The following is a 20,436-nucleotide window of genomic DNA, read 5'->3' on the forward strand; positions in this document are numbered from 1 at the left end:
GGGCGGCTCATGAAGATCGAGGAATGCATCTGATCCATGTACGGCTGTGCCGTCTCGCCGATGGCGAGCCCGCCCAGGAGATGGCGCGGGAGATCCTCGCCACGGCGGCCCCGGGCGAGGGCGTGGAGCATGTCGCGGTGCACCGCGTCTCCGGCCGCGAGACCGTCGTCGGCCTGTTCCTCCGGGTTCAGAGTCTCGCCGTCGCCGAGGAGACGGCCGCCGCGGTGTGTCTCCGCGCGCTGAGCCGGCACCCGGCCTGGGGGTTCGTCGCCGTCTCCTGCGGTGCCGTGCTGGTCTGGTCGCTCCTGGAGTCGTAGGAGCGGCCCTTCCGCCGGCGGTGTGCCCGACGGGGGTGTCCCGAAGCGGCCTTGTCCCGATGCGGACAGCGTCAGCCGCTTCACCGGAACCACCATCTGGTGCAGGATCCAATCATTCGCATTTCGGTTCGCCGAATTCACCGACTCCGTAAAGGACTTCGCCGTGCTGCGTGCCCGCCTTGCCACCGCTCTGTTCCTCGCGTTCGTCTTCACCGGATTCAGTACCAGCGCAATGGCGGACAGCCCGCTCGTCAAGGCCACGCTCGGCTGGCAGTGAGCGAATTCCTCTTTCCCCTCTCCCCCGTCTCTCTCGCAGAACACATTCCCATTCTCTTGAAAGGCAGAAGATGACTGGGTTCAGAAACACCCGTCGGCTCACCGTGGCCCTGTGCGCGGCCACGGCCCTCGGGCTCGGAGTGAGCGGCACCGCGGTCGCCCAGCAGGCCGGACCGGCGGGCAGCAGCCCGGCCGTGAAGGCGGGCGAACCCGACTACCCGAGTGCCGGACAGGGCAAGGTCACCCCGGTCCCCGAGGAATTCCGCAGGGACACACTCCAGCGGAGCCCTTCGGCGGCGGCCACGATCACTCGGAGCGAGGTCATCAAACGGGCGAAGTCCTGGGTCGGAAAGGGCCTGGACTACAGCTGGACGAACTACCACCAGGGCTACCGGATGGACTGTTCCGGTTATGTCTCCATGGCATGGGGCCTCAGCACCTCGCTGGCGACCCCCTACTTCGTGCCGGGAACGGCCGAGTGGATAACGAAGGCCGAGCTCAAGGCAGGAGACGCGCTGCTCGACGACGACGGCGGAGCGAGCGGCCACATCGTGATCTTCGAGGAGTGGGCGAAGAGCGACAAGTCCGCCTACTGGGGTTATGAGTTCACCCCCAGCGGCGTTCACCATCGCATCATTCCCTACCCTTATTACAGCGGCAACGGGCCTTTCGCTCCGGTGCGTCTGAAGAACATCGTGGACGATGTCGTCCCGAAGCCGGAGGCCCCGAAGGAGGACACCTCCTCCCGGGTGAACGCGGACTTCAACGGCGACGGACGCGACGACGTGGCCGCGCTCTACGGCTACGCCGACGGCTCGGTCGCCCTCTACACCTTCCTCGCCAAGGCGGACGGCGGCTTCGGCACCCCGGTGAAATCCTGGACCCGTCCCCCGGGCAACTGGACCTTCAAGAGCGTCAAACTGACGGCGGGCGACTACGACGGCAACGGACGCGCCGACCTCGCCGCCATGTACGACTACGCCGACGGCTCGGTCGCGATGTTCACCTTCAAGTCCGAGACCAACGGCGGCTTCGCCGATCCGGTGAAGTCCTGGAACACCGCCCCCGGCAACTGGTGGCCCGAGAACGTCCAACTGGCCTCCGGAGACTTCGACGGAAACGGACGCGACGACGTCGCCGCCTTCTACGGCTACAGCGACGGCCGCGCCGCCCTCTACACCTTCAAACCCAACGCCTCCGGAGAATTCGGCACCCCCCTCCGCTCCTGGAACGTCCCCGAGAACCACTGGTGGGGCGAGCATGTCCAGCTCGCGGCCGGAGACTTCGACGGCAACGGACGCGACGACCTGGCCACGATGTACGGGTACCAGGACGGCACCGTCTCGATGTTCACCTTCAAGTCCGAGACGGACGGCGGGTTCGCGACCCCCGTGAAGTCGTGGACGACCGCGCCGGGGAACTGGACCTTCTCCAACGTCAAGCTGACCGCGGGCGACTACAACGGTGACGGCCGGGCGGACGCCGGCGCGTTCTACGGCTACAGCGACGGCCGCGCCGCGCTGTTCACCTTCCTCACCAAGACCGACGGGACCTTCAACAGCCCGGTGAAGTCCTGGAATGTGCCCGCTGCCCACTGGTGGGGCGAGAACGTCCAGATCGCCTCGGGCGACTACGACGGCAACGGCCGGTCCGACGTGGCCGCCTTCTACGGCTACGAGGACGGCCGCGCCGCCCTCTACACCTTCAAGCCCAACGCCTCCGGAGAATTCGGCACCCCGCTCCGCTCCTGGGACGTACCGGCCGCCCACTGGTGGGGCGACCGCGTGAAGCTCGGCTGAGCCCGCAGGGCCGGGCGTCCGAGCCCGGCCCTCCCTCTCCGAACGGGGCCGCCCGGCACCTGCCGGGCGGCCCCGCCTCCTTCTCCGCCGTCCCCTCACCGCCCCGTACACCGGAAGCGAACCCACCATGCACTCACCGCCTGCCCGTATCGTCCGAGAACAGCGCAGAGGCTGGACCGTCGCCGCAGCTCTGACGGCTCTGACAGCTCTGGCGCTGCCCGGGGCGGCCGTCTCCTCGGCGTCCGCCGCGACCACCGCATCCGTCCTCCCGCCGGTCACCGGGGCGTCCGCACCGGCGGGCGATTCCCAGCCCGTGGAGTACCGAGGACTGCGGTTGGACGTCCCCGAGCACTGGCGCGTCGTCGACCTGGAGAAGTCGCCCGACGCGTGCGTACGGTTCAACACGGCCACCGTCTATCTGGGGCGGCCCGGGGCGCAGCGGTCCTGCCCCGCCGACGCGGTCGGCGAGCGGGCCGACGCCCTGGTGGTGGAACCCCTGGCCGGGGCCACCGTCACCGACCCCGCGTCCGTGCTCCGCGTACCGGCCGGCCGGCCCCTCCCGACCCGCCTCACGGGCAACGCCGACCATGAGATCACCCTGTCCGTCGAGGGTGCCGGACTGCTCGTCACGGCCGTCTACGGCACGAGCCCCGACACCGTGTCCCGCGTCGTCGGCTCGGGCCGCACCGGACCGGCGGCGGTCCCGGGCAAACTCCCCGCTCCCCGCGCCGCGGCGAGAGCGGTGGCCGCGGCCCCCAGCACCGGATACACCGGCAAGGCCTTCGACGCCTGCGCCGCCCCCTCCGCGAGCCTGATGAAGGCGTGGAAGGCCTCGCCCTACGAGGGTGTCGGCATCTACATCGGAGGCCCGACCAGGGTCTGCGCCCAGCCCAACCTGACCGCCGGCTGGGTGTCCGACCGTACGGCCGACGGCTGGCACATGATCCCGATCTACGCGGGCCTCCAGGCCGGCGGGATCTCGCCCGGCGAGGCCGTCAGGCAGGGCAGGGACTCCGCCGACAGCGCGGTGGACCGGGCGAAGGCGCTCGGGTTCGCGGCCCAGACCGTGCTGTACACGGACATGGAGCCCTACTCCTCGGCGGTCTACCGCACCCGGGTCATCGACTACATCTCCGGCTACAGCGCCAGAGTCCGCGAACTGGGCTTCCGCCCGGGCGTGTATGTGAACGCCCAGAACTCCGGCGACATGGCCGCGCTCCACAACAACTCCCGCTATGCGAAGCCCGATGTGCTGTGGGCCGCCAACTGGAACGGCGTGGCGGACATCTCCAACTCCTCGATGGGCCTCCCCGGCAGCTCCTACTGGCCGGGCAAGCGGCGCGTGCACCAGTACGCGGGCGACGTGGGCGAGACGCACGGCGGAGTGCACCTCAACATCGACCGCAACTACATGGACGTCGCCCCCGCCCCCGCCCCGCAGCCCGAGGCATGGCGCGAGGACGCCGCTTCCCGGGTGAACGCGGACTTCAACGGCGACGGCCGCGACGACGTGGCCGCGCTCTACGGCTACGCCGACGGCTCGGTCGCCCTCTTCACCTTCCTCGCCAAGGCGGACGGCGGCTTCGGCACCCCGGTGAAATCCTGGACCCGCCCGCCGGGGAACTGGACCTTCAAGAGCGTCAAACTGACGGCGGGCGACTACGACGGCAACGGACGCGCCGACCTCGCCGCCATGTACGACTACGCCGACGGCTCAGTGGCCCTCTTCACCTTCACGTCCGAGACCAACGGCGGCTTCGCCGATCCGGTGAAATCCTGGAACACCGCCCCCGGCAACTGGTGGCCCGAGAACGTCCAACTGGCCTCCGGGGACTTCGACGGCAACGGACGCGACGACGTCGCCGCCTTCTACGGCTACAGCGACGGACGCGCCGCCCTCTACACCTTCAAGTCGAACGCCTCCGGAGAATTCGGCACCCCGCTCCGCTCCTGGGACGTACCGGCCGAGCATTGGTGGGGCGACCATGTGAAGCTGGCTTCGGGCGACTTCGACGGCAACGGCCGGGACGATGTCGCCGCCTTCTACGGCTACGCCGACGGCCGCGCCGCGATGTTCACCTTCACGTCCCAGACCGACGGCGGCTTCGCCAACCCCGTGAAGTCCTGGAACACCGCCCCCGGCAACTGGTGGGGCGAGAACGTCAAGCTGACCGCCGCCGACTACGACGGCAACGGACGCGCCGATGTGGCCGCCATGTACGGCTACGAGAACGGCGCGGTCGCCCTCTTCACCTTCGACACCAGGGCGGACGGCACCTTCGAGAGCCCGGTGAAGTCCTGGACCACCGAACCCGGCAACTGGTGGGTGGAGAACGTCCAGATCGCCTCGGGCGACTTCGACGGAAACGGCCGGGGTGATGTGGCGGCGTTCTACGGCTACAGCGACGGACGCGCCGCCCTCTACACCTTCAAGTCGGACACGGCGGGCAGGTTCGCCACCCCGCTGCGCTCCTGGAACGTACCCGCCGAGCACTGGTGGGGCGACCACGTGAAGCTCGGCTGAGACCGGCTCCGCTCCGGGCGGCGGCACTCGCGCGTGCCGCCGCCCTCCTTGACGAAACGAGAGATGTCATGGGACACAGAACCCTCGGCGCGGCAGCCCGCGGCGCACTCGCGACGGCCCTGCTGCTGGGCGCGACGACCCTGCTGCCGGCGCCGCCCGCACACGCCGCTTCGGTCGCCACCTGGGACAAGGTCGCCCAGTGCGAGAGCGGCGGAAACTGGTCCATCAACACGGGCAACGGCTACTACGGCGGCCTCCAGTTCAAGCTCAGCACCTGGAAGGCGTACGGCGGCAGCCGCTACGCGACCTACCCGCACCTGGCCACCAAGAAGGAACAGATACTCATCGGCGAGAAGGCCCTCGCCGACCGGGGCGAACGCACCTGGCCCACCTGCGGCCCCCGCGCGGGCCTCGGCAGCGACACCGCCGATCCCTATCCCGCCGAACCCGCCGAGGCCGCCTGGCGGGACGACGCCGCCCCCCGGGTGAACGCGGACTTCAACGGCGACGGCCGCGACGACACGGCCGCCTTCTACGGCTACGCCGACGGCTCGGTCGCCCTCTTCACCTTCCTCGCCAAGGCGGACGGCGGCTTCGCCGATCCCGTCAAGTCGTGGAACGTGAGCCCCGGCAACTGGACCCACCGCAGCATCAAACCCGTGGCGGGCGACTTCAACGGCGACGGCCGCGCGGACCTCGCCGCCATGTACGACTACGCCGACGGTTCGGTGGCCCTCTTCACCTTCCTGGCGCGGGCGGACGGCGGCTTCGCCAACCCGGTGAAATCCTGGAACACCGCCCCCGGCAACTGGTGGCCCGAGAACGTCCAACTGGCCTCCGGGGACTACGACGGAAACGGACGCGACGACGTCGCCGCCTTCTACGGCTACAGCGACGGACGCGCCGCCCTCTACACCTTCAAACCCAACGCCTCCGGAGAATTCGGCACCCCCCTCCGCTCCTGGAACGTCCCCGAGAACCACTGGTGGGGCGAGAACGTCAAGCTGGCCTCCGGGGACTTCGACGGCAACGGACGCGACGACGTGGGCGCCTTCTACGGCTACGACGACGGCCGCGCGGCGATGTTCACCTTCACGTCCCAGACCGACGGCGGCTTCGCCAGCCCCGTGAAGTCCTGGAACACCGCCCCCGGCAACTGGTGGGGGAAGAACGTCAAACTCACGGCCGGCGACTACGACGGCAACGGCCGCGCCGATGTGGCCGCCATGTACGGCTACGAGAACGGCGGCATCTCCCTCTTCACCTTCGCCACCAGGACCGACGGCACCTTCGAGAACCCGGTCAAGTCCTGGACCACGGCACCGGGCAACTGGTGGGTGGAGAACGTCCAGATCGCCTCGGGCGACTACGACGGCAACGGCCGGTCCGACGTCGCCGCCTTCTACGGCTACAGCGACGGACGCGCCGCCCTCTACACCTTCAAGTCGAACGCCTCCGGAGAATTCGGCACCCCGCTCCGCTCCTGGGACGTACCGGCCGCCCACTGGTGGGGCGACCGCGTGAAGCTCGGCTGAGCCCGCAGGGCCGCTTGAGAAGCTCACTCCGCCGGCTCGGGGAACATGACCGTCATGAAGCCGGCGGCGAGGGCGGCCACATCCGTGGCGGGGTCGACCGCGGCCCGCAGCCCGAGGCTGCCGCCCAGCCCGCCCAGCACCACGACGAGCTGCTCCAGCGGCATGGCCGGCCGGATGCGCAGGCGGCGGCAAACACCCTCCAGCAAGGCGACGATCCGCTCCTCGTGGCGGCGCTGAGCCGCCGCCGAGACGGCGGCGGCATCGGGGTGACGCGTCACCGCGGCCATGAACTCCATGGCCGCGGTGCTCCACCTCGCCGCGTCCTGGTCATCGGCGAAGGCACTCGGAACCAGTGCGGCGATCAGCTCCTCCCGGCCGGACACCCGGTCCAGGGTCTCGCCGAGCAGCTCCAGATGCGCCTCGGTGTGGGCGTCGGCGACGGCTTGCCACAAGCCCTCCTTGCCTCCGAAGTGCTTGTACACGGCACCTCGCGTGTAGCCGGCCTCCTCGGCGATCTCGTCGACCGTCGCCGCCAGGAACCCCCGGCGCCGGAGCACCGAACGGCCGGCCTCCAACAGCCTTCCGCGGGTGACCTGTTGCTGTTCGGCCCGTGTCAACCTGCCCATCCGCCCCACCCTCATTCAGTAACGTAGCGTTTCTGGAAACGCTACGTTACTTTAGTGGGGTCGGCCGGCACTTCGGACGAGGCGGGAGTCAGCCCGGTGATGATCGAGACAGCGGCCTTCGTGGCGGGATCCGTCGGCGCGCCGGCGGCGCTCTGCTGGTTGGCGGACCGTGCGCTGCTGCGGCTGGAGGCCCGCGGCTGGGTGTACTGGCGAAAGACCAAAGGGCTGAAGGCCATGGGGGTGGATCTGATGCTGGAAGGTTCCCCCGCGGCGAAGGCGCTCGAACGGGCGATGCGGGACGAGCGGACCCGCAAGAGCGTACGGCCCGCCGGAGAGCCGCCCTTCGACGTCGACCCGGACGCGGGCACGGTGCGGATCCGGAGCGACGTCGGGGACGGCGGGGCCAGGGCCATGGGCGCGGCCGGCGAGGCGGCGACGCGTGAGTGAAGCCGTCGCCTGCCTGGTGGTGTCCGGCTTCCTGATCGCGGTGATGGGGTTCTTCACCTGGCTGAAGCGCCTGGTGCTCCGCCGCGGACTGGCCGGGTCCGCTCTGCGCGGCGCGCTGGCCTCCTACGAGGAGGCCCTGCGCATCACCTCCCACGAGTCCCACATCGAGATCCGCGCCCAGGCCGACCGCCAGGCACCGGTCGTCTCCGACGACCCACGGTGGACCGGCAGCCCGGGCGGACGCCGCCCGCGCCGCCGACGGGGCCACCGTCCCCCTGAAGGCGGAGGCCACCCTCGATCACGCGGCTGGCGTACTCGGTGACCGCTCCTCAGCCGGGTCGTGCACGTCTGCGGCCCCGGGCTCAGGGGGTGAAGCCGCCCAGGTCTCCGCGGAGCCGCTGGGCGCGCAGCACCAGTTCGAGTTCGAAGCGGCGGTCGGGGTCGTCGATCTCGTCCCCCCACAGCTCCCGGATCTGGCGGAGCCGGTAGCGGACGGTCTGGGGGTGGACCCCGAGGCGGGCCGCGACCTCGGGAGCGCCGCCCCGGGTCTCCAGCCAGGCGAGGAGGGTCTCGGCGAGGCGGCGGGCGGGGGTCCGGCCGCAGTGGGCGAGGGGGGCGAGGGTGCGGCGGGCGAGGTCGTCGATCAGTTCCTCGGGCTGGAGGAGCACCAGGGCCTCGGTGTGCTCGGTGCAGTGGAGCACCTCTCCCGCCGGAAGCAGCCCGCGTTCCATGAGGCGTACGGCGGCCTCGGCCCAGCGCAGCGACTTCGCGGCGTCGACCAGCGGCACGGGTGGCCCGATCGCGCCGGCCCAGCCGGTCATGGCGCGCCGCAGCAGTTCGGGGCGGCCCGCCGCGTACGGGTCGGGGACGATCACTCGGGGCTGTTCGGCCTCCATGTCCAGGAGGATGCCCTGGTCGACGGCGGGGGCGACGGCCTGGCGGGCGGGGCGCAGCAGCACTCCGGCGGCGACCTTGGCGGGCAGTGGCCAGCCGATCCGGGCGGCGCGTTCCGCGAGGGCGGCGGCGATCTCGTGCGGGCCGGCGGCGGGGCGGGTGCCGCGTTCGGCGAGGAGGAGTTCCATCAGCTCGCGCTGGAGCCGGAGGCGTTCACCGGCCTGTCGGGCGGCGGCCTCGGCATAGCCGCGTACCGACTGGTCGACGAGGCCGTCGAGGTACTCGTAACCCGCGTCGACCAGCTCGTACATGGCGGGCGGCGGGATGTCGACGCGTTGGCCGATCTCGGCGAGCCGCCGCCAGGTGAGGCGGACGCCGAGGCGGTAGATGGCCTGGAGGGAGTCGAGGCTGCGACCGCCGATCTCCTCGCCGCGGCCGAAGTCCTGGAAGACTTCGGGGTGGACGCGGGGCCGGTCCTCGGCCGTCTCCAGACGCAGTACGAAGATCTCGATGGCGCGCCGGATGCCGATGAGGGACTTGGGTTCCCCGGAGTCGTCGAGGATGACCGGGACATGGGGGTACTCGCGGCGGATCTCCCGCAGGATCTCCTCGGCCAGCGTGGGGGCCTCGGCCATGACGAGTGCCGCGAACCGGCGTACCTGGGTGCGCGGTACGTCGTGCCAGGCCGAGCGGGTCCCGAGTGGCGGCACGGTGCGGTCGCCCGTGGCGGGGGAGGCCGCGGAGAGCCCCGGGGAAGTGGGAGAGGGCAAGGGTCAGCGCTCCCGGGGGGCCGTCTCGTAGGTGACAAGGGGGGTGTTGGGCTGCTCCGGGGTGGTGTCGAGCAGGGCGACGACACCGAGGGCGGCGCCCACGGCGAGGGCCGCGGCGGCCACGACGGTGAGTGCGGCGGTGAGCAGTCTGGGCATGCTGGGGTCCAGCCTCTCCGGTCGAAAGGTCGTCCCCACCCCGGGTGATCCACACGATCCGCGCCGGTGCTCATGGGTTCCCTGCTCATGAGCGGTCACGGGTCCCTGGTACCGCCTTCCCGTGGTGGCGCGTGCCGGTTCGGGTCGTGTTCTCGAACTCCCTCGACCGGCTGGGGTCAGTCTCGACAATGCATTGACACCTAGTCAAGAGGGCGCCTACGGTTCCCGGCCCATACGGCGCCTGCGTTTTCTCCCTACGCGCGCACACGTTCCGTCACCTTGTGACCGCGATTCTCCGCCACCGGCCGAGCCGCCCCGAACTCGTCCCGAACCCTCTTGGAGTGCCCGGATGCGACGTACCGCCTCACCCGTCCCGCTCGTTCTGCTGGGCGTCGGCACCTTTCTGCTGGTGCTGGCCGCGATGCTCGCCTGGTATGTCGAGCCGCGCGCCCAGCGCACCCCGATCGACACCGATGCGACCACGGTCTTCACTGGTCAGGGCAGCTATTTCGATGCCAAGAAGGTCAAAACCGTCGACGGTGCGAAGCTCACCGTCACCCGGAAGGTCCGCGGGGACGTGGCCGACAGCGAGGAGAGCGGCCGGGCCGTCTGGGACGTGTCGACGAGCGTCGACACCGACGACACCCTGCCCGCGTCCGACACCCACGACTCGTTCCAGTGGACGGTGGAACGCTGGGTGACCGACCGGCGGACCAACACTCCGGTGCACTGCTGCGAGGAGAGCCCGCGATTCGAGGGCGAGGCGTATCTGAAGTTCCCGTTCAACGTGGAGAAGCGTTCGTACCGCTGGTGGGACAGCACGCTGGGCGGCACCGTGGAGCTGGAGTTCGAGGGCGGGACGAAGGTCCAGGGACACGAGGGGTATCTCTTCACGGGCACGGTCGACCCGGTGAAGACCGGGACGCGGCAGGTGCCGGGGGTGCTCGTCGGCCGGCCGGACCGTGGGCAGGTTCTCGCCGAGGAGTGGTACGCGAACCACGGCATCGAGCTGGTCGCGGACCGGAAGACCGGGCGGATCCTGTTCGCGTCCATCGGGCCGAGGAAGACACTGCGGGCGCCCGGCGCGGACTCCGGCGAGAACGAGGTGGTGCTGCTGGAGAGCGAGCGCATCGCGTTCACCGAGGAGACGCAGAAGAAGCAGGTCGAGCTGGCGGAGGCCGATAACCGCAAGTTCCGGCTGCTGGGGCTGACGGTGCCCGTGGGGGCGGGCGGACTGGGCCTGGTGCTGGCCGTGGCGGGCTCGGTCCTGCTGTTCCGGAGGCGTCCCGAGGACACCGGCGCGGTGCCGGCTTCGGCCGGGGAGCCGGAACCCTCCACTCGGTGATGAGGTACGGCCGGTGACGGGGGCGCAATTTGTCACCCCGGTGAGTAGCCGCGGCGAACCTCTGGGCGAAAACTGTCCATCCCACCCACCCGAACACACCATCCGTGCAAGACCCCGTCACATTCGAGCGGCCCCGGCACCCTCCGGGGCCCGCCCGGAGCCGGCGCCCCGCCCGGGGCCGGAGTCCCGCCGGGACCGCGCGCGGCAGCAGTCGTTCCCCGCGCGGTCCCGGACCGGCCCACCCTCCCGTACCTCACCCCGTCCGTACCCGCTCGAACTCCGTACCGCCGTGGACCTCCCTGGTACCGCCGCACCGTTCCGTACCCCGAGACGAGTCGGAGCACCAATGCCCCAGCACGTGCCCGCTTCGCTGCGCAAGGCCGGCCCCCGGCCCGCTCAGCCCCTTCACGCGCCGCCCTCCGAGCCGCGCCGCATTGTGTTCCTCTCCCGCCGCGACCTCGGCAATCCCGCCGCCGGCGGTTCCGAACTCCTGGTGGACCGGCTGGCCGGCGGTCTCACCCGCCTCGGCCATCAGGTCACCCTTGTCTGCGGCGGCCCGGCGGCCCGGCGCGACTACCGTGTGGTGTCGGCGGGCGGCGACCTCGGTCACTTCCTGCGGGCCCGCGGGGCCCTGGCCCGGCGGGTCGGCGACTGCGACCTGCTGGTCGAGGTGTGCAACGGCATGCCGTACCTGACGCCGCTGTGGCATCGCGGTCCGACGCTGTGCCTGGTCAACCATGTCCACACCGAGCTGTGGAACATGCGCTTCGGCGGCCGTGTCCTCGCGCCCGCCGGGCGGCTGGGACGGCGGCTGGAGCACTGGTCCCTCAAGGAGGCGCAGCGGCGGAATCTGGTGGTCGCGGTGTCCCCGTCCACGGCCGGGGCGCTGCGCGGGATCGGCGTCGACCAGGACCGCATACGGGTGGTGCACAACGGTGTCGACGAGCCCGGTCCCCGGCTGCCGCGCTCGCCCGAGCCCTTGTTCCTGGCTCTGGGCAGGCTCGTGGAGTACAAGCGGATCGATCTGCTGCTGAGGATGTGGGAGCGGGTCAGACCCGTGACCGGTGGCCGGCTCGTCATCGTCGGGGACGGTCCGGAGCGGGAGCGGCTGGCGGGGCTCGCGGGCCCCGGGGTGGAGTTCACGGGCCATGTCACGGAGGCGGAGAAGCACCGGCTGCTCTGTTCGGCCTGGCTGCTGCTGCATCCCTCGGCCGTGGAGGGATGGGGTCTGGTGGTCACGGAGGCCGCGATCAGGTCGACCCCGACGATCGGCTTCGACGTGCCGGGGCTGCGGGACTCCGTCGTCGACGGGGTGAGCGGGGTGCTGGCCCGGGGGGAGAGCTCGTTCGCCGCCGCCTGGTGCTCGCTGGCGCTCGGCGAGGAGCACCGCTCGGCGATGGGGCGGGCCGCGCGGGAGGCGGCGACCGGATACACCTGGGACAGCACGGTACGGGCGTTCCACGAGGTCGCCGTGGAGGCCGCCGCGCGCTCCCGGCGGAAGTGAGCGGGCGATGCCGGCCCCTGGTCCAGGAGTCCGTACAGCGCCGGAAGACGCCTCCCTCAGACGTTCGCTGGCCCTGTTCCGGGCCTTCATGCGGGAGCAGGACGACCCGGACTCGTGCTACACGCTGCTGGCGCGGGACGCCGCCGATCAGGTCGAGGCGTACTACGGCGGACCGGTCGCCGGGCGGACCGTCGTCGACATCGGCGGCGGGGGCGGGTACTTCACCGAGGAGTTCCGCCGGCGCGGTGCGCGCGCCTTCCTCTTCGAGGCGGATGTACGGGAGCTGGGGCCGGAGCCGCCCGGCGGGACGGTCGTCGCGGACGGCTGTCTGCTGCCGCTCGCGGACGGTTCGGCCGATGTGTGCTTCTCCTCCAACGTCCTGGAGCATGTGGCCGATCCGCGGAGCTTCCTCGGCGAGATGATCCGTGTGACCCGCCCCGGCGGGCTGATCTACCTCTCGTTCACCAACTGGCTGTCCCCCTGGGGCGGTCATGAGTGGGCGCCCTGGCACTATCTGGGCGCGGCGAGGGCCCAGGCCCGCTACGAGCGGCGTGCCGGACGCCCCGCCAAGCACACCCTCGGCGAGAACCTCTTCGCCGTGCACATCGGTCCCACCCTGCGCCAGGTACGGGCCAGGACCGACGTCACGGTGGTCTCCGCCCGCTCCCGCTACTGGCCGTTCCTGGCCGGGGCGGTGACCCGGGTGCCGGGCCTGCGTGAGTTCGTTACCTGGAATCTCCTTCTCATTCTTCGGCGGTGTCCATGACCAGTACGGCCCCAGCGGCCCAGGCTCCCCCTCCGGCTGCCGTCCGGACGACCGGTGCGGCCCAGGACCCTCCCGACGGGCCCCGGTCGCGCTGGTGGCCGCTGGGGTTCTGGGCCGTGGTGTTCGTGCTCTTCCTGGCGGCGTCGCCGGGGCGCATGACGTTCGAGACCAAGCTCGGCGTCGTCACCGATCCCTGGCGGTTCATGGCCGATCTCGGGGGGCTGTGGCAGGACACCGGCGGGTTCGGCGGGCTCTCGAACCAGTACATCGGGTACGCGTTCCCGATGCTCCCGTTCCACGGGCTCGCCGATCTGGCGCAGTCGCCGGTGTGGCTGACGGAGCGGCTGTGGCTCTCGCTGGTGGTGACCACCGCCTTCTGGGGGGCGCTGCGGCTGGCCGAACGCCTCGGCGTCGGCACCCGTCCGACGCGGCTCCTCGGTGCCGTGGCGTACGCGCTGTGGCCGACGTTCACCATCGTCGTCGGGTCCACCTCCGCCGCCGCGCTGCCCGGCGCGCTGCTGCCGTGGGTGCTGCTGCCGCTCACCGACGACCGGTACGGCGCGCGGGTCGCGGCGCTGCGCTCCGCGCTGCTGATCCCGTTCATGGGCGGGGTCAACGCGGTGTCGACCCTCGCGTCGCTGCTGCCGGTGGCGCTGTATCTGCTGTCCCGGCCGAACGGTCCGCGGAAGTGGAAGCTCATCCTGTGGTGGGTGCCGGGGGTCCTCCTGGCGACGCTGTGGTGGGTGATCCCGCTGCTGCTGCTCAGCGTGTACGGCGAGAACTTCCTCCCGTACGTCGAGACATCACAGGTCACCACGGACACGATGGCGGCGACGGAGGCCCTGCGCGGCGCGGGCAACTGGGTGGCGTATCTGAACTTCGGCGAGGCCTGGCTGCCCGCCGGGTGGAGCGTCGCGACCTCGGTCCTGGTCATCGTGTGTTCGGCGCTGGCCGCGGCGCTGGGGCTCGGCGGGCTCGCCCGGCGGGATCTGCCGGAGCGCCGCTGGCTGACGCTGACGGTGCTGACGGTCGCGCTGCTCACCCTCGCCGGGTACGCGGGGAAGTTCGGCGCGCCGTTCGCCGGGCCGGTACAGGGTCTGCTGGACGGGGCGCTGTCCCCGTTCCGGAACGTCTACAAGTTCCAGCCGGGGCTGGCGCTCGCCCTGGTCCTCGGACTCGTCCATCTCACCGCCGTCGGCATGGCGCGGGAGCGCGGTACGCGTCCGGGGCACGGGGTGCGGTGGGGGCGGCGGTACGCCGCGCCGATCGCGGCGCTGCTGGTGCTCCCCGGGCTCGCCCTGCCGTATCTCAGCGGGGCGGTCCTGCAACCCGGCTCGTTCACGAAGCTGCCGGAGCACTGGAGCGACACGGCCGACTGGCTGGAGAAGCACTCGCCGGACAGCCGGGCCCTGGTGGTCCCGGCGACCGCGCACGGCACCTACACCTGGGGCTCCCCGATCGACCAGCCTCTCGATGTGCTCGCCGACTCCCCCTGGGCCCAGCGCGACTATGTGCCGTTCGGCACGCCGGGGAACCGGCGCGCGATGGACGCCGTGGAGCAGGCCCTGCTCACCGGCGGTGAGATACCGGGGCTGCGGGACTATCTGGGCCGGGCGGGACTGCACTACGTGGTGGTCCGCAACGACCTGGATCCGGACCAGCTCGGCCATGTGCCGACGCCGACCGTGAAGCGGGCGCTGGAGCAGTCCGGCTACGAGCGGGTCAAGGCCCTCGGCCCGGTCATGACCGGCGGCAGGATCGCGGACGACACCCCCCTCCAGGTGGAGGCGGTGTATCCGCGGCAGCAGGCGGTGGAGATCTTCGCGCCCGCCGAGGACATCCGGCGGCCCGGCCGGGCCGGAATCTACACCGCCGCCGACACGGCCGTGGTGTCCGGCGGGCCGGAGTCGCTGCTGCCGCTCTCCGCCGACCCCTCGCTGCGCGGCCGGCCCACCGTGCTGACCGGGGACGGGCACCCGGGCGTCGACAGGCCGGCGCTCCAGGTCACCGGTGACGGGCTGCGGCGCGCCGACACCCGGTTCGGCCTGGTGAACACGAACACCTCGTACACCTACACCAAGGACGAGCGCAATCATCCCGACAGTGTGCAGAACCCCTCGGACGCGCCGCATCAGATCCTGCCGACGAAGGGCATCGAGCGCCAGACGGTCGCGGAGCTGCGCGGGGCGCGTGAGGTGACGGCGTCCTCCAGCGGCAACTGGCTGTTCCATCTGCCGCAGTACGACCCCGTGAACGCCTTCGACGGGAACCCGGACACGGCGTGGGCCGAGGGCTCGCACACCGGCGCGGAGGGGCAGTGGCTGCGTATCGCGTTCGACGGGAAGGAGCGGCTTCCGTCGTCGCTGAAGGTGACCCCGCTTCCGCAGGACGGGGTGCGGGCCGCCGCGACGCGGGTGCGGGTGGAGACCGAACAGGGCAGTGAGACCAGCCCGCTGGCGGCCGGCGGCACGACCCAGGACATCGCGTCGCCCCGTGGTGAGACGAGTTGGGTGAAGCTCACCATCGTGGACGCGGAGGCCGGGCGGCCGGGGCTGATCGGCGCGGGGTTCGCGGAGATCGCGATTCCCGGTGTCACGGTGACGCGGATGCTGAAGCTGCCCACGGACGGCGCGGATTCGGACGCGGCGGCCGAGACGGTGTCGCTGCACCGGCCGTCCGACCCGGGCGGGCTCTCCCCGGCCGGTACGGAGTCGGGGCTGCACCGCTCCTTCGCCACCGGCTCGGCCGGGGTCCGGTCCATCGGGATCAGCGCGGTTCCGGTGCCCGGCGAGGCGCTGGACAGGCTGCTGTACCGGGTCGCTCCCGAGCAGAAGGGGCGGATCGTCGCGACCGCCGACTCCACGGCCCGGCTCGGCACGGAGCTGTCGGCGCGCAATCTGACCGACGGTGATCTGACGACCGCGTGGATCGCCGGGAACAAGCCGGTGATCCGTCTGAGCTGGTCCGGCGAGAAGTCCGTGGACTCGCTGGTGCTGGCCGGCGCGGGCGGACTCTCGGCCCGGCCCACGAAGATCGAGATCAGCTCCCCCGACGGCGCGGCGATCGCGAACGTCGACGACAACGGCTGGGCCCGCTTCGAGGCGATCACCACCGACCGGCTCGACATCACGGTCACCCGGACCGCGCCGGTGACCCTGCACAACCCGATCGCCGACGACGACCTCCAACTCCCCGTCGGCCTCACCGAGCTGCATGTCCCGGCGCTCGCCGACCACCGCACCGAGCAGCCCCCCGCCGACCGCCCGTTCACCCTGAAGTGCGGCGAGGGGCCGGCCCTCGCGGTCGACGGGACCCTGCACGCGACCGGCGCGAAGGGCACCGTCGGGGACCTGGTGGAGCGCCGCCCGATCGAGGTGACGCTCTGCCAGAAGGGCGAGCCGAACGCACGGCTGGCCCTCGGCGCGGGCACGCACCAGGTCGAGGCCGGGGACGCGGGTCCGCTCGCGATCACCGATGTGACCCTCACCCGGGGCGAGCCGGCCGCGCCGGCCGCGAACAGCCGGGAACTCACCGTCGGCGACTGGCCGTCCGACCGCCGTGAGGTGTCGGTCGGACCGGGGGCCGCCTCGTATCTGACGACGTACGAGAACTTCAACGACGGCTGGAAGGCCACGCTGAACGGCGAGGAACTCTCGCCGCTCCGGCTCGACGGCTGGCAGCAGGCCTTCGAGATCCCGCAGGGCGAGGGCGGGACGGTCAAGCTGTCGTACGAACCGTCCCGGGTGTACGAAGCGGGGCTGATCGCCGGGGGTTTCGCCCTGCTGGCGCTGATCGGTCTGGTGCTGTACCGCAGGCGCGAGGAGAACCCCGAGCGCGCGGACGGGACCGCGGCGACGCCGGTGCCGAACGGGCCCGGGACGGCCCTCGGGGTGGTGGCGCTGACCCTGGTCGCCGTGGTGGTCGCGGGCTGGTTCGCGCTGCTGGTCCCGGCGCTCGCGCTGATCGCCCTGCGGCGGCACACGTTGCTGACGCCGATCGCGTTCACCGCGATGGCGGGGGCGGGGGTCGCCGCGGCCACCGGCGCCGGCGAGGCTCCGGCCGCCGGGGTGGGGGCCTTCGGGTACACGGCCCAGCTCCTGGCGTTCGTCGCGCTGTTCGCGGCCCTGGTGACCGTCGGAGGGCCCGGACGGCTCGGCCGGGGGTCGCCCGAGGCTGATTCCGGCTCGGACACCGATGCTCCCGGCAGTGGCGTCCAGTGACCGCCGTGGAGGGTCCCACGCGCTCCGCGCCGGCCGGGCGGCCCGCCCTCGTGCCCTTCCCCGTCGTCGACGAGGTAACGCGGCACGGTCTCCGGGAGGAGGAGCCCGAGACCATCCATCTGGAGATCCGGCTGCCGGGCCGGCCCGACCCGGCGCGGCTGCGGCGGGCGTTCACCGAGGCGCTGCGCCGCCACCCGCGCGCGCAGGTGCGGCAGGCCGCGGGCCCCTGGTACCGGCGGCGCTACTTCTGGGAGCTGACCGAGGAGCCGGACCCGGGCGTGGACGTGGTGACGGTCGCGGCCCCGGGGCCCGGGGCGCTGGAGCGGGCCAGGGAGCGCTGCCTGGCCTCGGCTCCCCCGCTCTCGGCGTCCCCGCCGGTCCGGCTCGAGATCGTCGAGGATCCCGAACGGCCCGGCGGCACGGCCCTGTTCCTCACCGTCAACCACACCGCGCTGGACGGCCCCGCGTGTCTGCGGGTCCTCGCGACCGCCGCCGAGCTGTACGGCGGCCGGGCCGGCGCCCCGGCGGGCCCCCCGGTCCGTGCCGCCCCCGGCGGCCGGGCCCCGGCGGCCCCGGGGCCGTTCCCGTGGTCGCCCTCCGCCCGCGTGGCCCCCGGCACCCCGTACGGTCCCCCGGGCAACGGCTTGCTCGTGGCCGATCTGGCCGTACCGCGCCGCCCGGCGGGTGCCGCGTACACCGTGAACGACCAGCTCCTGGTCGCCACCGCGCTGATGATCGCGCGCTGGAACCGGGAGCACGGCGTCCCACCGCGCCCGATACGGATCACGATGCCGGTGGACGATCGGCCGCGCGGTGTCGACATGCCCATCGGGAACGGCACCCGGCTCGTCGAGGTCCCCTTCACCGCGGCCGAGCCGGCGTCCGGTGAGCGGGGTGACATGAGCGGGCTGCTGCACCGCACCGCCTGCCGCACCCGCGCCCTCAAGGCCGTACCCCGCCCGCAGCTCGGGTACGGAGCCGCCCTGCTGACGGCTCCGGTCGCGCCGGTGGCGTGGCGGGCCGCCGTCGCCCGCGGCCTGCGGCGGGCGGCGGGGCCGTGGGCGTCCACGACCCTGCTGAGCAACATCGGACGCGTTCCGTACGCCCTGGACTTCGGCGACGCGGGCCGCGCGGACGCCGTCTGGTTCTCCGCGCCCGCCCGGATGCCCCGGGGGCTCAATGTGATGACGGCGTCCACCGCCGGGCGGCTGCACCTCGCGCTGCGCTGGTCGAAGGAGCTGCTCGGCCGGCAGGACGGGGAAAGGCTGCTGGAGCTGTTCGAGCAGTGCCTGGGCGCGACGGAGAACACGGAAAGGGGGACGGGATGACGACAACGGCACGGCTGAGGAAGGACACGGAGGGGGACGCCGGTGCCGCGCCGCCCCGAGGGCTTCGGGAGTTCTACGAGAATCCCGCCGTGCCCGTCGCCTCCGGCGACGCCCGCAGTCTGCGGCAGGCCCGGATGCTCGCCGCCGCGCTCGGCCCCGCCGCCGCGCGACCCGCCGTCGTCCTCGACGTCGGCTGCGGTGACGGCACGGCAGCGGCCACCGCGGCACCGCTGCTCGCCGGGCACCGGGTCATCGGCGTCGACTGGTCGCAGGACGCCCTGCGCCGGGCCCGGACCCGGCTCACCGACGTGGTGCGCGGCGAACTCACCTCCGGCCGGCTGCCGTTCAGATCCGGCGTGGCCGACGCCGTGCTGTTCAGCGAGGTGATCGAGCATCTGGTCGACCCGGACGGCGCCCTGGACGAGCTGCGGCGCGTCCTGCGCCCCGGCGGCCATCTGATGCTGTCCACCCCGAACCTGGCCGCCTGGTACAACCGGGCCCTGCTGCTCGCCGGCGTCCAGCCCGTCTTCTCCGAGGTCAGCCTGCGCGGCATCCACGGACGTCCCGGCAGCGAGGTCGTCGGGCACCTGCGCCTCTACACCGCCCGCGCGCTGCGGGAGTTCGTGACCGCGTCCGGCTTCGAGGTGGTCCGGCTCGCGGGCGCGCCCTTCCACGGGGTGCCGCGCCCCCTGCGCCCCCTGGACCGGCTGGCGTGCGCGGCCCCCTCGCTCTCCTCGATCCTGCTGCTGCACGCCCGGAGGGCCTAGGCCATGGGGTGGGGGGTGGCCGCGGCGCTGCTGGCGAACGTGCTCTACAGCACGGGATTCGTCCTGGAGAAGAAGGCCCTCGGCCGTCTGCCCGCCGTATCGGTCAAAGAGCCCGCCCGGCTGCTGCGCCTGGTCCTCGGCAGCCCGCTGTGGATCGGCGGCGCGCTGGCGCTGGCCGCCGGATTCGGCGCTCAGCTCATCGTCTACCGGACGCTGCCGATCGCCGCCGCCCAAGGCATCTTCGTCTCCGGCCTGGTGCTGCTCCTGCTGCTGTCCGCGCGCCTGCTCGGCGAACGCGCCCCGGCACGCGAACGGTTCGCCGTCGGGGCGATCCTCGCCGCCCTCGTCATGGTGGTCCTCTCCCTCTCCCCGGCCACCGACACCGTCGGCGGCGACGCGCCGACCCCTCTGATCCTGCTGGTCTGCCTTCCGGCCCTGGCCGCGAGCCCCTGGATCTACACCACCGCCGAACGCCGGTCGCGGCAACCCCACCGGCGGCCGACGGCCGGGGTCGAGTACGCGGTCGCCCTGGGCCTGCTGTACGGGGTGAGCTCCCTGGCGATCAAGGGACTCTCGGGCCGGCTGACCGACCCCCTCGACGCGCTGCGCTCCCCGTACCCGTACCTCCTCCTGTTCACCGGCGCATTCGGGCTGATCATGTCCCAGGCGGCCCTGCAACGCTGCCGGGTCTCGCTGATCGTGCCGGTGTGCACGACCGTCACCAGCGTCTTCACCGCCGTCCTGGGCACCCTCGCGTTCGGCGAGACCCTCCCCGGCGATCCCGTGCGGCTCACCCTGCGGATCGCGGGAACCCTGCTGGCCGTGTCGGTGCTCCTCGCGATGCCCAAGCACGACCCCCCGGAACCGCCGGAGCGGCCGGAATCGCCGGAGCCGCCCGGTCCGGCCGTCCGCTCAGGAGGGTCGAAGGCCCTCGGTCAGTGAGAGCAGGGAGCGGGCCCAGCGGTCGGGGAGCCCGGGCAGCGGCGAGCGCACGGCACGGTTCCTGTGAGCCGGGGGCACGAGCGAGGAGTACCTCGACGAAGACCTGGGACACAGCTGTGCGACTCGTCGAAGCGGGAGCGGCCGGTGGCCGGAAACCGCCGCGCCCTCCTGCCGTGCCCCGGGTGGGCGAGAGCACTCACCGGCCGTCGGTCGCGACCGT

Annotated in this window: 16 protein-coding genes; 13 read left to right on the plus strand and 3 right to left on the minus strand. The window is 72.2% G+C overall.

Going from position 1 to position 20,436, the window contains the following annotated elements; all coding sequences use genetic code 11:
- Positions 1 to 23 precede the first annotated feature (23 nt).
- The 4 genes from ABD371_RS16740 to ABD371_RS16755 all read left to right on the plus strand — a co-directional run bounded on the left by ABD371_RS16740 (position 24) and on the right by ABD371_RS16755 (position 6,451).
- Positions 24 to 317: a hypothetical protein gene (locus ABD371_RS16740; protein WP_344477606.1), complete on the plus strand. Its 294-nt coding sequence runs from the start codon at positions 24 to 26 to the stop codon at positions 315 to 317.
- A 347-nt stretch (positions 318 to 664) separates the two neighbouring features.
- Complete coding sequence (locus ABD371_RS16745) at positions 665 to 2,392, plus strand: C40 family peptidase (protein ID WP_344477608.1); 1,728 nt, start codon at positions 665 to 667, stop codon at positions 2,390 to 2,392.
- 127 nt (positions 2,393 to 2,519) lie between these two features.
- The gene (locus ABD371_RS16750; protein ID WP_344477611.1) at positions 2,520 to 4,916 is read left to right on the plus strand and encodes a glycoside hydrolase domain-containing protein; all 2,397 of its coding nucleotides are present in this window, start codon (positions 2,520 to 2,522) and stop codon (positions 4,914 to 4,916) included.
- Positions 4,917 to 4,984: 68 nt separating this feature from the next.
- Positions 4,985 to 6,451, plus strand: a complete 1,467-nt coding sequence (locus ABD371_RS16755) for a transglycosylase family protein (RefSeq protein WP_344477613.1) — start codon at positions 4,985 to 4,987, stop codon at positions 6,449 to 6,451.
- A gap of 23 nt (positions 6,452 to 6,474) precedes the next feature.
- On the opposite strand, the gene ABD371_RS16760 is transcribed toward ABD371_RS16755, so the two are convergent.
- Complete coding sequence (locus ABD371_RS16760) at positions 6,475 to 7,077, minus strand: TetR/AcrR family transcriptional regulator (RefSeq protein ID WP_344477615.1); 603 nt, start codon at positions 7,075 to 7,077, stop codon at positions 6,475 to 6,477.
- Positions 7,078 to 7,176: 99 nt separating this feature from the next.
- Between ABD371_RS16760 and ABD371_RS16765 the strand changes: the two genes are divergently transcribed.
- Together ABD371_RS16765 and ABD371_RS16770 are read left to right on the plus strand one after the other, a co-directional pair.
- Positions 7,177 to 7,524 carry a hypothetical protein gene (locus ABD371_RS16765; RefSeq protein ID WP_344477617.1) on the plus strand — a complete coding sequence of 116 codons (348 nt, stop codon included), beginning with the start codon at positions 7,177 to 7,179 and terminating at the stop codon, positions 7,522 to 7,524.
- Positions 7,517 to 7,846, plus strand: coding sequence for a hypothetical protein (locus ABD371_RS16770; protein ID WP_344477619.1), 330 nt, complete (start codon positions 7,517 to 7,519; stop codon positions 7,844 to 7,846). The genes ABD371_RS16765 and ABD371_RS16770 overlap by 8 nt, the downstream gene beginning before the upstream one ends.
- A gap of 40 nt (positions 7,847 to 7,886) precedes the next feature.
- On the opposite strand, the gene ABD371_RS16775 is transcribed toward ABD371_RS16770, so the two are convergent.
- Both ABD371_RS16775 and ABD371_RS16780 read right to left on the minus strand, forming a co-directional pair.
- Entirely contained in the window at positions 7,887 to 9,128 is a 1,242-nt protein-coding gene (locus tag ABD371_RS16775; protein WP_344477841.1) for a PucR-like N-terminal domain-containing protein, read from the minus strand.
- Between the two features lie 63 nt (positions 9,129 to 9,191).
- A complete protein-coding gene (locus ABD371_RS16780; protein WP_344477621.1) occupies positions 9,192 to 9,344 on the minus strand; it encodes a hypothetical protein in 153 nt (50 codons plus the stop codon).
- Positions 9,345 to 9,693: 349 nt separating this feature from the next.
- Here ABD371_RS16780 and pgfA point away from each other — a divergent pair, with 349 nt between their 5' ends.
- The 7 genes from pgfA to ABD371_RS16815 all read left to right on the plus strand — a co-directional run bounded on the left by pgfA (position 9,694) and on the right by ABD371_RS16815 (position 20,216).
- Positions 9,694 to 10,689, plus strand: coding sequence for a cell envelope lipid trafficking protein PgfA (gene pgfA / locus ABD371_RS16785; protein WP_344477623.1), 996 nt, complete (start codon positions 9,694 to 9,696; stop codon positions 10,687 to 10,689).
- A 346-nt stretch (positions 10,690 to 11,035) separates the two neighbouring features.
- Positions 11,036 to 12,193, plus strand: a complete 1,158-nt coding sequence (locus tag ABD371_RS16790) for a glycosyltransferase family 4 protein (protein ID WP_344477625.1) — start codon at positions 11,036 to 11,038, stop codon at positions 12,191 to 12,193.
- 7 nt (positions 12,194 to 12,200) lie between these two features.
- On the plus strand, positions 12,201 to 12,959 hold the full coding sequence (locus ABD371_RS16795; protein WP_344477627.1) for a class I SAM-dependent methyltransferase: 759 nt from the start codon (positions 12,201 to 12,203) through the stop codon (positions 12,957 to 12,959).
- On the plus strand, positions 12,956 to 17,179 hold the full coding sequence (locus ABD371_RS16800; RefSeq protein WP_344477843.1) for an alpha-(1->3)-arabinofuranosyltransferase: 4,224 nt from the start codon (positions 12,956 to 12,958) through the stop codon (positions 17,177 to 17,179). Before ABD371_RS16795 ends, ABD371_RS16800 begins: the two co-directional genes overlap by 4 nt.
- Entirely contained in the window at positions 17,176 to 18,507 is a 1,332-nt protein-coding gene (locus ABD371_RS16805; protein WP_344477629.1) for a condensation protein, read from the plus strand. Before ABD371_RS16800 ends, ABD371_RS16805 begins: the two co-directional genes overlap by 4 nt.
- Positions 18,504 to 19,274 carry a class I SAM-dependent methyltransferase gene (locus ABD371_RS16810; RefSeq protein WP_344477631.1) on the plus strand — a complete coding sequence of 257 codons (771 nt, stop codon included), beginning with the start codon at positions 18,504 to 18,506 and terminating at the stop codon, positions 19,272 to 19,274. Before ABD371_RS16805 ends, ABD371_RS16810 begins: the two co-directional genes overlap by 4 nt.
- Before the next feature lie 3 nt (positions 19,275 to 19,277).
- The gene (locus ABD371_RS16815) at positions 19,278 to 20,216 is read left to right on the plus strand and encodes a DMT family protein (RefSeq protein ID WP_344477633.1); all 939 of its coding nucleotides are present in this window, start codon (positions 19,278 to 19,280) and stop codon (positions 20,214 to 20,216) included.
- Positions 20,217 to 20,436 lie beyond the last annotated feature (220 nt).

The sequence above is a fragment of the Streptomyces amakusaensis genome, assembly GCF_039532665.1.
Taxonomy (GTDB): domain Bacteria; phylum Actinomycetota; class Actinomycetes; order Streptomycetales; family Streptomycetaceae; genus Streptomyces; species Streptomyces amakusaensis.